Below are 13433 nucleotides of genomic sequence, written 5' to 3' on the forward strand. Positions count from 1 at the left end.
GCTGTGTAACACGGGCCGGGATGCCGGTCAATAATTTATTCTTGCTTTCGCAGCCGAAAGGAATAAATATTCCTGAAGGCATTCGAGGAGGGTGTGCAGCGCATGATCCTGGCTTCCCGCGAACCGCGCCGGCGTTGGCCGCGCCGGTTGACCCTGGCCCTGTGCCTGCTGGCCGCACCGGCCTTCGCGCAGGCGGCACCGCCACCCGACCCGGGTGCCCCGCTGCCCTATGTGATCGGCCTGCACGAGGCCTACCTGACCCCGCAGTACTGGGCCGCGCGGCTGGACAACGCCGATGCGCCGATTCTGGACCGCGCGCAGATCGATGCACAGAACGCGCGCATGCGTGCGCAGGACAGCCACATCCAGGATATTGCCGCACTGCCGGCGCAGCTGACCGCCGCGCAGGTGCGCGCCAGCATCACGGCCTTGTCGAGCTGGCCCACGCGCACCCTGTACGACGGCCAGGGGCAGGCCATCGCACCGGCACTGCGTGCATCGATCGAGGCCAACCTGGGCCTGGATGCGATCACCGCCCAGACCGCGCCGCAGTACGGCCTGGTGGTGAAGCGCGCCGCCCTGCGCACCTTCCCGACCCGCCAGCGCGTCTTCAGCACGGTGGGCGATACCGATATCGACCGCTTCCAGGAATCGGCGCTGTTCCCCGGCGACAAGGTGGCCGTGGTCCACCGCAGTGCCGACGGCCGCTGGCTGTTCGTGCACAGCGAACGCTACAGCGCGTGGATCGAGGCGGAATCGGTGGCGACCGGCGAAAAGGCCACCGTGCTGGGCTACGGCGCACAGGGGCCGTACCGCATCGTGATCGGCGCCGCGGCGCATACCGCGTTCACCCCGGAAGAGCCGCGCGTCTCGCGCCTGCAGCTGGACATGGGCGTGCGCCTGCCGGTGCTGGCCGACTGGCCGGCCGCCACCCCGGTGAATGGCCAGCAGGCGCATGCATCGTGGGTGGTGCAGTTGCCGGTGCGCGAGGCCGATGGCCGCCTGAAGCTGGTGCCGGCCCTGCTGCCGCGTTCGCAGGACACCGCAGGCGAGTACCTGCCGCTGACCCCGCGCCTGCTGCTGCAACAGGCCTTCAAGTTCCTCGGTGAACGCTACGGCTGGGGCCACGACTACGACACCCGCGACTGCAGCGGCTTCGTTTCGGAAATCTACCGCAGCTTCGGCGTGCTGCTGCCGCGCAACACCAGCGCGCAGGCCATCAGCCCGGCGCTGGACCGCCTGCCCTTCACCGGCAGCACCGGCAAGGCACCGCGTAACCGTGCCGTGGCCGAGCTCCAGGTGGGCGACCTGGTCTACATTCCCGGCCACGTGATGATGGCCATCGGCCATGTCGACGGCCGCACCTGGGTCATCCACGATACGGCGGGCGGCAGCTGGTTCGGCGCCGACGGCACGCGTGTACAGGCCCACCTCAATGGTGTTTCGGTCACCCCGCTGGAGCCGATGATGGCCAGCGATACCGTCCGCTACATCGACCGCATCACCAACATCCAGCGCCTGCGGGCCAAGACTGCCGAATGAAGATCACCGCCATCGAACTGGGCATGCTGCGCGTGCCACTGAAGACACCGTTCAAGACCGCCCTGCGCACGGTGGAAACCGTGGAAGACGTGGTGGTGCTGATCCGCACCGACACCGGCAACACCGGCTACGGTGAAGCACCGGCCACCGCGGTGATCACCGGCGATACGCACGGCTCGATCATCGAAGCGATCCGCCACTTCATCGCCCCGCGCCTGATCGGCCAGGACGTGGTCAACCTCAACCACCTGTGCACGCTGGTGCAGACCGCCATGGAGCGCAACACCAGCGCCAAGGCTGCGGTGGAGATCGCCCTGTACGACCTGTGGGCGCAGCTGCACGGCGCACCGCTGTACCAGATGCTGGGTGGCGGCGACCCGGTCATCACCACCGACATCACCATCAGCGTGGACTACATCGACAAGATGGTGGCCGACTCCCTGTCGGCGATCGAACGTGGCTTCGAGTCGCTGAAGATAAAGGTCGGCAAGGACATCGGCCTGGACATCGAACGGGTGAAGGCGATCCACGCTGCCGTGGAAGGCCGCGCCCTGCTGCGCCTGGACGCCAACCAGGGCTGGACCGCCAAGCAGGCGGTGCACGCCATGCGCACGCTGGAAGAAGCGGGCGTGGTGCTGGAACTGCTGGAGCAGCCGGTGAAGGCGGCCGACATCAGCGGCCTGAAGTACGTGACCGACCGGGTCAACACGCCGGTGATGGCCGACGAAAGCGTGTTCAGCCCCAGCCAGGTGATGGACCTGATCCAGCAGCGCGCGGCCGACATCATCAACATCAAGCTGATGAAGACCGGCGGTCTGTCCAATGCCATCCGCATTGCCGATATCGCCGGCATCTACGGCGTACCGTGCATGATCGGCTGCATGATCGAATCGAGCATCAGCGTGGCTGCCGCCGTGCACCTGGCCGTGGCCAAGAGCGATGTGATCACCAAGGTCGACCTGGACGGCCCCTCGCTGGGCCAGTTCGACCCGGTCAGCGGCGGCGTGCATTTCAACGAATCGGAGATCAGCATCAGCGACGTGCCGGGGCTGGGCATCACCGAAGTGCGCGGGCTGGAGATGCTGGGTTGATGCGCGCAGTCGAGCGTGGCTCGACTCTACAAGGGCCGCGCCCCGGTAGATCCACGCCATGCGTGGATGCTGTTGCCCACGCCACAGAACGCCTCCCGACCCCCGGACACCCCACATGCCGCCCCTGCTGAAAATCCGCACCGAGCGCGGGCAGATGTCGGCCATCGAACGCCGCATCGCCGATTTCATCCTCGACAACGCCCACCTGCTGCGCGACTACTCTTCGCAGCAGCTGGCCAGCGCGCTGGGCATCAGCCAGTCCAGCGTGGTGAAGTTCAGCCAGAAGCTGGGCTTCAAGGGCTATCCGGACCTGAAGTACTCCATCGGCCAGGACGTGGCCCGCGCCGGTGCGGACCCGCAGCAGGCGCCCAGCGAACCGGACAACGGCGATCACTACCTGCGCCTGGGCGAGGCCCTGCGCCGCAGCAAGGCGCAGGCCGAGGAGGAAACCCGCCAGGCCAACCCGCGTGAGGAGATCGAACGCATCGTGCAGCTGCTGGACGGGGCGCCGAAGCTGTTCCTCTACGGCCTGGGCGATGACGGCCTGTTCGCCCGCGAGTTCGCCATGCGGCTTTCGCTGCTGGGCCTGCTGGTCGTGCCGCATACCGACCCGGTGCTGCTGCTGGCCAACCTTTCTGCCGCTCGCCCGCGCGACACGCTGCTGGTGTTCTCCGAATTCGGCAACCTGCCGCAGCTTTCACAGTTGTCGCGGCAGTTCCAGAACATGGGCGGCAAGGTGGTGTCAATCACCCGCCACACCGCCAACCCGCTGCGCGCGCATGCCGATGCGTCGCTGGCGGTGTGCGCACACGACCGCACGCCGCAGGTGGCGCAGCTGCTGTACCGTAGCGCCATGCACGCCCTGCTCGATTTCCTGTTCGTGCTGCTCTGCCACGCCAACCCGGACCGCCAGCGGCAACTGGCGGTGAACCTGGAACGCATCGACCACCTGCTGGATTCCTGACCGGAGCGCATGACGATGAACCCGCTGGCCCGCCTTGCCACCGCCGCGCTGCTGCTCGCGGCCGCGCTGTCTGCCCACGCCGCGCCGCTGGATGGCGCCCGCCAGTTGATCGTGGTCACCAGCGAGGGCTGGGACAGCACGCAGGGCCAGCTGCAGGCCTATGTGCGCGACAGGGCCGGCTGGCATGCGCATGGGCAGGCCTTCCCGGTGGCACTGGGCCGCAGCGGCAGTGCCTGGGGCCTGGGCCTGCACCCGGCGCAGGGCGATGGCCCGCAGAAGCGCGAAGGCGATGGCCGCAGCCCGGCCGGTGTGTTCGCGCTGGGCAGTGCGTTCGGTTATGCCGGCACGCGCCCCGGTACGGCCATGGCCTACCAGCCGATGTTCGACAGCAGCTACTGCATGGATGTGCCCGCATCGCCGCTCTACAACCGCATTGTCGATGCCAGGCGGGTCGGCAGCGCGGCGGTGGCCGGTTCCACCGAACCGATGCGGCTGGACCTGCGCGACAAGGGCGATGTGCGCTACCAGGAAGGCTTCGTGATCGCGCACAACCCGGACAACCAGCCCGGCAAGGGCAGCTGCATCTTCGCCCACCTGTGGCGCACGCCCGGCGAGGCCACCGCCGGCTGCACGGCAATGCCGCAGGCGCGCATGCAGGCCCTGCTGGACTGGCTGCGGCCGCAGGACGCGCCGCGCTTCGTGCTGCTGCCGCGCGCCGAGTACCTGCGCCTGCAGGCAACGTGGCAACTGCCCGCGCTGGCCGGAGAACGCCGTTGAGCGCGCAGGACGAACCGCAGCTGCAGCGCGCGGTCAGCCGCTGGCAGATTGTCGGCCTGTCGATCAACGATGTGGTCGGCAGCGGCATCTACCTGCTGCCCGCAGCCACCGTCGCCCTGCTCGGCCCGTTCAGCCTGTGGGGCGTGGTCGCCGCCGGTATCGTCGTGGCCCTGCTGGTGCTGTGCTACGCGCAGGCGGCCAGCTACTTCGATGAACCCGGTGGCAGCTACCTGTATGCACGCGAGGCGTTCGGCCGCTTCGCCGGCTTCGAGATCGGCTGGATGATCTGGCTGACCCGCATCAGTTCGGCCGCCGCGCTCAGCAATGCGCTGGCCGATGCGGTGGCGCGCTTCTGGCCGTGGGCGGGCGCCGGCATGGGCCGCATCGCGGTGATCGTGCTGTCGCTGGGCTTCCTGACCGGAGTCAACGTCATCGGCGTGCGCTCGGCCGCGCGCACCGGCATCGTGCTGGTGATCGGCAAGATGCTGCCGTTGCTGCTGTTCGTGGCCATCGGCGCGTTCTACATCGACCCGCAGCTGGCGTTTTCCGGCCAGCGCCCGGACCCGCATGACCTGCAGCGCATGGGCGAAGCGGCGCTGCTGCTGCTCTACGCCTACGCCGGCTTCGAGAACATTCCCGCGGCCGCGGGCGAATACCGCAACCCGCGCCGCGACATCCCGTTCGCGCTGATCACCATGATCATCACCGTCACCGTGATCTACGGCGCGGTGCAGGTGGTGGCGCAGGGCACGCTGGCCGGCCTGGCCGGTTCGGCCACGCCGCTGGCCGATGCCGCGTCCAGCTTCGGCGGCGAGGCGCTGGCGCTGATCCTGACCGTGGGCGCGACCATTTCCATCCTCGGCACCAACAGCAACACGATGATGATGGGGCCGCGCTTCCTGTTCGCCCTGGCCCGTGATGGCTACGGTCCGAAGGTGCTGGCGCAGGTGCACCCGCGCTTCCGCACGCCGGCGGCGGCGATCTTCTGCCAGGGGCTGATCGCACTGGGCCTGGCCCTGTCCGGGTCGTTCGTGCAGCTGGCGTTGCTGTCGATGACCACGCGCCTGTTCGCCTATATCGGTACCGCCGCAGCGGTGCTGGTGCTGGCCAAGCGCTACGCCGACCGCCCCGGTGCGCTGAAGCTGCCCGGTGGCCCGCTGATTCCCATCCTGGCGCTGGTGCTGTGCGTGGCGCTGTTCGCCAGTGCCAGCTGGCAGAACATTGCCGCAGCGCTGCTGGCCTTCGCCATTGGCGCGGTGATCTACAAGCTGCCGCGCAAGGCCGACGCGACCTGATCTTCACGCAACCGGCCCGGGCGGTTAACCGCTGCACGGGCACGATCAGGCTTCGTCCACCACGGAGCCTGATCGATGAGCCCCGATTACCAGATTCCCGGCCGCGTGCCGGATGACAGCACGCCGCGCCAGGCCGTTTCCGACTATTGGCGCGACCGCTACAGCGCCGAGCCCTATTACGACGCCAGTCTGCTGTTCGATGACTACGAGCCGGCCTACCAGGTGGGCCATGCGGCGCGCTTCAACGAAACCCGCGCCGATCAGGTGATCCGCGCCTATGAGGATGTGGAACGCGAGCTGGAATCGCGCTGGGCCGGTGAACGCGGCCGCAGCCGGCTGGAATGGGCGCAGGCCCGTGCGGCCGTGCGCCGTGGCTGGGATGAAGCGCACACGGTGGACCCACGCGTGGGGCGCCTGGGCTGACACGGCCGGCTCTTGTAGAGCCGAGCCGATGCTCGGCTGCTTCTACCCTGGCGGCCTGAGCCGAGCATGGGCTCGGCTCTACAGACAAGACCGCCGGCCCTTGTAGAGCCGAGCCCATGCTCGGCTGCTTCTGCCTTGCGCCCCCGAGCCGAGCGTGGGATCGGCTCTACAGACAAGACCGCCGGCTCTTGTAGAGCCGAGCCTATGCTCGGCTGCTTCTGCCTTGCAGCCCTGAGCCGAGCGTGGGCTCGGCTCTACAGACAAGTCGGCCGGCTCTGGTAGAGCCGAGCCTATGCTCGGCTGCTTCGGCCTTGCGCCCCTGAGCCGAGCATGGGCTCGGCGCTACTACGGCCCGTCAATCCTGTTCGGGCAACGGCGGCATGGCCACCTTGCGCTGCGGCTCGCCCCCATTGGCGGCGATCAGGTCGCGGGTGTTCTTCTGCACCGCCACCGCGCCGAACAGCGACAGCGCGAAGGCCATGCCGTAGAAGCCCTTTTCGCTCAGCACCAGGGTGGCGTTCCACAGGCCCACCAGCAGCAGCAACAGCGCCGACAGCAGCGCGAACCAGCACAGTGCGTAGTACAGGCCACTGACCGGAATGCCTTCCACGCGGTCGCGCACGCTCTTCTGCAGCGATACCGCCGCGAACAGGCCGAACAGCAGCAGGGTCAGGTAATAGCCCTTTTCGTTCAGGGCCATATCGGCGTTGAACAGGCCGATCAGGTAGGCCACCGCGCCCAACAGCAATGCCACCCACGAGGCGGCGATGAAGGCGGGGGACGGCTTGGGGGTATTGGTGGCTTGCATTGCAGTTCCTTGGCAGACAACGGGCGCGCTTTGCCCGGGCGCCCACACCCTAGACCATCGGCGCCGCGGCGCACAGGGGCGGCAGGACCTTTGGACCACGCGCCCTGCATGGCCGGTGGTGTACAACGGGGCTCGGCCATCCGCATCCCCACCCACCCTGGAGATACCCATGACCCCTTCCCGTCATAAGCGTGCCCCCCTGCTGCTCACCCTCGGCCTGCTGCCGATCCTGGCCACCACCGCCTGCAACGCGGCCGGCCCTGACGCGCCGAAGGGCGCCAGCGCCGCTGCAGCCAGCACGGCTACGGCCGCCGACCAGCGCCCGTTCACCGCCACCGAAATCAGCCGTTTCGACCAGCCGTGGGCGATGACCTTCCTGCCCGATGGCAGCCTGCTGGTCACCGAAAAGCGCGGCAAGCTGCAGCACCTGGACCTGGCCAGCGGCCAGAAGCATGAAATCACCGGCGTGCCGAAGGTGGCCTATGGCGGCCAGGGCGGCTTCGGCGATGTCATCCTGCATCCGGATTTCGCCCGCAACAACGTGGTTTACGTCAGCTACGCCGAGGAAGGCACGCTGGACACCCGGGGTGCTGCGGTGGCACGTGCCACCCTCGCCCTGAACGCCGATGGCAGTGGCGCGCTGAAGGACCTGAAGGTGATCTGGCGGCAGACCCCCAAGGTCAGCGGCCAGGGCCACTACGGCCACCGCCTCGCCTTCGGCCCGGACGGCAAGCTGTGGATCAGCTCCAGCGAGCGGCAGAAGTTCGATCCCGCGCAGGACATGAGCGGCAACCTGGGCAAGATCATCCGCCTGAACGACGATGGCAGCCTGCCCGCCGACAATCCGTTCGCCTCGCAGGGCGGCGTGGCCGCCCAGGTCTGGTCGCTGGGCCACCGCAACGTGCTGGGCATCGCCTTCGATGCCAACGGCAAGCTGTGGGCGCAGGAAATGGGCCCGGCCGGTGGCGATGAGCTGAACCTGATCCAGCGTGGCGCCAACTATGGCTACCCGATCGTGTCCAACGGCGACCACTACGACGGCCGCCCGATTCCCGACCACGACACCCGTCCGGAATTCGCCGCACCGAAGGTCACCTGGAACCCGGTGATCTCGCCGGCCGGGCTGATGTTCTACAGCGGCACCCTGTTCCCGCAGTGGAACGGCAGCGCCTTCATCGGCGGCCTGTCCTCCACCTCGCTGGTGCGGGTGGCCTTCGATGGCGACAACGCCCGCGAAGCCGAACGCTTCAACATGGGCGAACGCATCCGCGAAGTGGAACAGGGCCCGGATGGCGCACTGTGGCTGCTGGAAGATGGCAGCAAGGCGCGTCTGCTGAAGCTGACGCCCAAGGCCTGACCCCGGTAGTGCCGGCCGCTGCCCGGCATTTCGTTGATGGAACGGCCCCGCATCACGCGGGGCCGTCCGCATTTACTGGATCGTGCCGACCTTCACTTCGGTACGTGCACAGGCCTTGTCCAGGCACTCGCCGGTCAGCCAGACCTGGCCATCGCCGATCATCACGCCCTGCTGGTTGACGAAGACCTTGCCGAACTCCTGCTCGGACATCGCCTTGACCACCGCCGGGGTGATGATCTTTTCGTAGTTGCGCTGGAACTCACCGGGGCCGGTGATCTTCTTGCCGCCGGCGATGTTCAGCGGAAAGCGCACTTCCTCCACCACCGCTGCGCGGTCACCGCCCACCACGGCGGTCTTGAATGCATTGAAGACCTTTTCGTACTGCGCCGAATCACCCAGCACGGCGTCGATGCGCGCATGCACGTCGCCTTCTGCAGCGGGTTCGGCAGTGCCAGAAGCGTCACTTGGCGCCGCTGCTGCAGCGGCTGCGGTCGCGTCGGCGGCCTGCGGTGCGGCAGCGGCATCGGGCGTGGTGCTGGCCGCGGCTTCGGCCGGGGTGGCACCGGTCATCGGCGGCGGCGCATCTGCCGCAGGCTCGGCCGGCGGGGCCGGCTGCGAGCAGGCGGCCAGCAGCAGGGCCGGAACCAGGAAAGCAATCTTGCGCATGGCGCGGACTCCATCGGATCAAGGGGTCCGATGGTAACGCCGGGCCACGCCCGGCGTGTTTGCCATGGGTGAGGACGCCGGGCATGGCCCGGCATCTCACTGCCAGTAGATCCACGCCATGCGTGGATGCTCTACCGGCGGTTCCAGCCGATGCGATCAGGCCTTCAGCAGCTCGAACTGCACCGCTTCGCCAGCCGCCGACGAGGCACACACCCACAGGTCGAACTGGCCCGGCTCGGCACGCAGCACGCCGTCGCGGCCGGTGAAGGCCAGCTGCTCGCGGGTCAGGGTGAACACCACCTCGGTGGACTCGCCCGGCTGCAGGGCCACCTTGCGGAAGTCCTTCAGCTCGCGCACCGGCCGCACGCGGCTGGCCACGCGGTCGTGGATGTACAGCTGCACCACTTCCTCGCCGGCCACGGCGCTGGTGTTGGTCAGCGTGGTGGTCACGGTCAGGGTGTCGTCCCAACCGAGCTGGGCCGCGCTCAGCTGCGGCACGCCGTACGCGAACGTGGCGTAGCCGATGCCGTGACCGAACGGGTACAGCGGCTCGTTCGGAATCTCGCGCCAGCGTGCCTTGAATTCCGACATGGTCGGCAGTTCCGGGCGGCCAGTGCGCGGGTGGTTGTAGAAGTACGGCTGCTGGCCGGACACCTGCGGGAAGCTGACCGGCAGGCGGCCGGACGGGCTGTAATCGCCGAACAGCACATCGGCCACCGCATGGCCGGTCTGCGTGCCCAGGTACCAGGTGACGGCCACGGCATGCGCATTGCGCACCGCACCCTGCAGGGCCAGCGCGCGGCCATTGCGCAGCAGCACCACCAGCGGCTTGCCGGTCATCGCCACGGCCTCGGCCAGCGCCTGCTGTGCCGGCGGCAGGGTGATTTCCACGCGCGACTGCGCTTCACCGCTGTAACGCTGCGGTTCGCCCAGTGCCAGCACCACCACATCGGCACGCAGCGCAGCAGCCACGGCCGCTTCGGTGCCACCCGCAATCGCCGCTTCCAGCTCGCAGCCCGGCACGATCTCCAGCAGCGCATCATCGCCGATGGCGGCGCGCACGCCGGTTTCCAGATCCACGTAGCGCTGCTTGTCACCGAACAGGGTCCAGCAGCCTTCGATGTTCTCGCGGTCCTGCACGAACGGGCCGATCAGGGCGATCTTCTGCCCGGTCTTCTGCAGCGGCAGCACGTTGTCGCGGTTGTTCAGCAGCACGATCGAACGGCGCGCGGCATCGCGCGACAGTGCGTCATGCGCGGCAATGTGCGAGGTGTCGGCTTCGCGCGCCGGGTCCAGCGAACGGTACGGTTCGTCGAACAGGCCGATGGTTTCCTTCAGCCACAGGATGCGGCGCACGCCTTCATCGAGCACGGCCATCGGCACTTCGCCGCTTTCCACCAGACCCGGCAGGTGCTCGGCATAGAAGCCGCTCTGCATGCTCAGGTCCAGGCCGGCGGTGAAGGCCTTGGCGGTGGCGTCACGGTCATCGGCGGCATAGCCGTGGGCGACCAGTTCCATGTCGGCGGTGTAATCGGAGATCACCACGCCCGGGAACTTCCATTCACCGCGCAGGATGTCGGTCAGCAGCTCGGCGTTGGCACTGGCAGGCACGCCGTTGATGTCGTTGAAGGAGGACATTACGGTGATCGCGCCGGCGTCGAAGGCGGCCTTGAACGGCGGCAGGTGCACGTCGCGCAGGGTCTGCGGCGAGATGTCCACCATGTTGTATTCCATGCCGGCCATCACCGCGCCATAGGCAGCGAAGTGCTTGGGCGTGGCCAGCAGCGAATCGGCGGCGCGCAGGTCGCTGCCCTGGAAGCCGCGCACGCGGGCGGCGGCAAAGGCACAGCCCAGCACCACGTCCTCACCGGCGCCTTCGGCACCACGGCCCCAGCGCTGGTCGCGGGCGATGTCCACGGCCGGTGCGTAGGTCCAGTGCAGGCCGGCGGCGGTCGCCTCGACAGCGGTGGCGCGGGCGGTGCGCTCGGCCAGGTCCGGCTCGAAGCTGGCCGCTTCACCCAGCGGGATCGGGAACACGGTGCGCATGCCGTGGATGACATCGGCGGCCAGGATGACCGGGATGCCCAGGCGGCTTTCCTCGGTGGCGACCTGCTGGATGCGGCGGCCCAGTTCGGCGCCGACACCATTGAACAGCGAGCCGACCTTGCCCTCGCGCACCTGCTGCAGCACCTGGTCGGCGTTGCGCACGTTGGCTTCCGGGTTCACGTCCGGGGCAAACGGGCGGACCATGTCCGCGAAGACACCCAGCTGGCCGACCTTTTCCTCGACGGTCATCTGGGCAATGAGGGATTCGATGCGATCGGAGGCCACCGGCAGTCCTTGATGAAAACGTTTACAAGCCCGGCATTCTAGCGATCCCGGGCCGTTTGGCGAGAGGTTTTGTCGTTCAGTTTCGTGCGCCCGCCCACAGTCTGGACGGTCCATACGGGGGCGGACGCGACGGTGCAGCTTACTCCGAGCCGGCCAACCGGCGCTCCCCGGCCATCAACATGGCATCGCTGGAGGCCTGGAACACCCGCAATCCGAAGGCCGGCAGGATGGCCAGCAGGTGGTCGAAGATGTCCGACTGCACCCCTTCGTAGACCGCCCAGGCGGTGCTGCGGGTGAAGCAGTAGATCTCCAGCGGCAGGCCTTCGGTGGTCGGCTGCAGCTGCCGTACCAGCAGGGTCATATCGGTATGGATGCCCGGGTGACTGCGCAGATAGCGTTCCACATAGGCGCGGAAGGTGCCCAGGTTGGTCACCCGGCGGCTGTTGATGTCGGCCACGCCCTGTTCGCGCAGCCGCTCGTTCCACTGGCCCAGCTCCTGCTCCTTTTCACGCAGGTAGTCGCCCAGCAGCGCGAACTGGCCCAGGCGCTGCAGTTCGTCTGCGCCCAGGAAGCCGACGCTGTGCTGGTCCAGGTACAGCGCGCGCTTGATGCGGCGGCCACCGGCCTCCTGCATGCCGCGCCAGTTCTTGAACGACTCGGTCACCAGCTTCTTGGTCGGGATGGTGGTGATGGTCTTGTCGAAGTTCTGCACGGTGATGGTGTGCAGGGCGATGTCGATGACGTCGCCATCGGCGTTCTGGCTGGGCATCTCGATCCAGTCGCCCAGCCGCACGCGGCCATCGCCGCTGATCTGCACGCTGGCCACCAGCGACAGGATGGTGTCCTGGAAGATCAGCATCAGCACCGCGGTGGCCGCGCCCAGGCCGGTCACCAGCGGGCCGATCTTCACCCCCAGCAGGGTGGCGACGATGGACAGGCCGGCCGCCACGAACACCACGATCTTGACCACCTGCAGGTAGCCCTTGATCGGCTTGTTGCGCGCATCGGGCTTGCGTTCGTACAGGCTGTTGGCGGCATCCAGCGCATGCGAGAACGCCAGCGACACGGTCAGCACCGCCCACACGATGCACAGCTTGATGATGACGTTGACCAGGCCCGGCGGCAGATCGGGAATGAGGGCGATGCCTGAGGCGATCACCTGGCTGGGCACCACGTTGGACAGGCGCGAGATGACCCGCATCAGGTGGCTGCCGCGCCCGGCTTCGGCACCGGGCAGGCGCTGCAGCAGGCGCCGCAGGCCACGCACCAGGATGCGTTTGGTCACCCAGTTGGCCAGGCCGGCGGCGATCAGCAGCGCCGTGATCATCAACGCCAGGTAGGCGCCGGGATAGGGTTCCAGTGTCATCTGCAGCTGTTCCAGCCACTGTACCGCCACCACCGCATCCACCATCGGTTGTCTCCTTCTTTATTGCTGTTGGGGTTGCCGGCCAGCGGCCGGCACTACCGGTCAGTCGCGCGAGCGCTCGATGATCACGCCCACCGCGCGTGCGCCGCGCACCGCACCGGGCTTGCTCAGCTTCAGGCGCAGCCACTTCACCTCGAACTCGTCCAGCACGATCTGCGCGCAGCGCTCGGCCAGGGTCTCGACCAGGCCGAATTCCGATTCGCGCACGAACTGTTCCAGGCGCTTGCTCACCGCCTTGTAGTTCAGGGTGTGGGCGATGTCGTCCGACGCCGCCGGACGGCGGTTGTCGAAGCCCATTTCCAGGTCGAACACCAGGTCCTGCCGGATCCGCCGTTCCCAGTCGTAGATGCCGATCAGGGCGTCGATCGTCAGCCCTTCGATGAAAACCTTGTCCATTGCGGTTACCAGCCGGAAAACAGGCGGCCATGGTAACGGCACGGCGGTGAGCCTGCCCGGAACGGGCGGTGGCGTGGGTGCGGCGGGAAAAACAAAGGGCCCCGCTAGCAGGGCCCTTTGGTACTACCGTTTGTCCCCGGGGGGAGCTGTTGAACAGCCGCGAGTCCCGGTGGCGCAGTATTTGAAATTGAAGCAGGTCAGGCCTGCTGATCAAGAGGCGATTACGACTATGCCGGCGCCTCAGAAAAACAAAGGGCCCTGCTAGCGGGGCCCTTTGGTACCTCTCAACGTCCCCAGGGGAAGCTGGAATCCAGCCGCGAGTCCCGGAGCACACGCCGCAATGTTAGGAGTACCACC

The 13433-nt window shown here is 67.7% G+C and carries 12 protein-coding genes; 7 read left to right on the top strand and 5 right to left on the bottom strand.

Annotation, left to right across the window (positions count from 1 at the left end):
• Positions 1–102 precede the first annotated feature (102 nt).
• From ACM2ZB_RS13250 to ACM2ZB_RS13275, 6 genes are all read left to right on the top strand, one after another.
• Positions 103–1542 carry an SH3 domain-containing protein gene (locus tag ACM2ZB_RS13250; RefSeq protein WP_416055788.1) on the top strand — a complete coding sequence of 480 codons (1440 nt, stop codon included), beginning with the start codon at positions 103–105 and terminating at the stop codon, positions 1540–1542.
• A complete protein-coding gene (locus ACM2ZB_RS13255; RefSeq protein WP_005412042.1) occupies positions 1539–2633 on the top strand; it encodes a dipeptide epimerase in 1095 nt (364 codons plus the stop codon). The genes ACM2ZB_RS13250 and ACM2ZB_RS13255 overlap by 4 nt, the downstream gene beginning before the upstream one ends.
• Before the next feature lie 115 nt (positions 2634–2748).
• Positions 2749–3597: a MurR/RpiR family transcriptional regulator gene (locus ACM2ZB_RS13260; protein ID WP_416055789.1), complete on the top strand. Its 849-nt coding sequence runs from the start codon at positions 2749–2751 to the stop codon at positions 3595–3597.
• 15 nt (positions 3598–3612) lie between these two features.
• Entirely contained in the window at positions 3613–4374 is a 762-nt protein-coding gene (locus ACM2ZB_RS13265) for a L,D-transpeptidase family protein (protein ID WP_416055790.1), read from the top strand.
• Positions 4371–5669, top strand: a complete 1299-nt coding sequence (locus ACM2ZB_RS13270; protein ID WP_416055791.1) for an APC family permease — start codon at positions 4371–4373, stop codon at positions 5667–5669. Before ACM2ZB_RS13265 ends, ACM2ZB_RS13270 begins: the two co-directional genes overlap by 4 nt.
• A gap of 75 nt (positions 5670–5744) precedes the next feature.
• On the top strand, positions 5745–6092 hold the full coding sequence (locus ACM2ZB_RS13275) for a hypothetical protein (RefSeq protein ID WP_313443045.1): 348 nt from the start codon (positions 5745–5747) through the stop codon (positions 6090–6092).
• Positions 6093–6447: 355 nt separating this feature from the next.
• On the opposite strand, the gene yiaA is transcribed toward ACM2ZB_RS13275, so the two are convergent.
• A complete protein-coding gene (gene yiaA / locus ACM2ZB_RS13280) occupies positions 6448–6900 on the bottom strand; it encodes an inner membrane protein YiaA (RefSeq protein ID WP_313443044.1) in 453 nt (150 codons plus the stop codon).
• Positions 6901–7069: 169 nt separating this feature from the next.
• Here yiaA and ACM2ZB_RS13285 point away from each other — a divergent pair, with 169 nt between their 5' ends.
• Entirely contained in the window at positions 7070–8257 is a 1188-nt protein-coding gene (locus tag ACM2ZB_RS13285; RefSeq protein ID WP_416055792.1) for a PQQ-dependent sugar dehydrogenase, read from the top strand.
• Positions 8258–8329: 72 nt separating this feature from the next.
• Here ACM2ZB_RS13285 and ACM2ZB_RS13290 read toward each other — a convergent pair whose 3' ends face one another.
• From ACM2ZB_RS13290 to folB, 4 genes are all read right to left on the bottom strand, one after another.
• Positions 8330–8923, bottom strand: a complete 594-nt coding sequence (locus tag ACM2ZB_RS13290) for a hypothetical protein (protein WP_416055793.1) — start codon at positions 8921–8923, stop codon at positions 8330–8332.
• Between the two features lie 156 nt (positions 8924–9079).
• A complete protein-coding gene (locus ACM2ZB_RS13295) occupies positions 9080–11254 on the bottom strand; it encodes a glycoside hydrolase family 3 N-terminal domain-containing protein (protein WP_416055794.1) in 2175 nt (724 codons plus the stop codon).
• Positions 11255–11393: 139 nt separating this feature from the next.
• Entirely contained in the window at positions 11394–12665 is a 1272-nt protein-coding gene (locus ACM2ZB_RS13300; protein WP_416055795.1) for a mechanosensitive ion channel family protein, read from the bottom strand.
• Between the two features lie 57 nt (positions 12666–12722).
• Positions 12723–13076: a dihydroneopterin aldolase gene (gene folB, locus ACM2ZB_RS13305; protein WP_108751949.1), complete on the bottom strand. Its 354-nt coding sequence runs from the start codon at positions 13074–13076 to the stop codon at positions 12723–12725.
• Positions 13077–13433: the final 357 nt, after the last annotated feature.

This window comes from Stenotrophomonas maltophilia (genome assembly GCF_047782825.1).
Taxonomy (GTDB): domain Bacteria; phylum Pseudomonadota; class Gammaproteobacteria; order Xanthomonadales; family Xanthomonadaceae; genus Stenotrophomonas.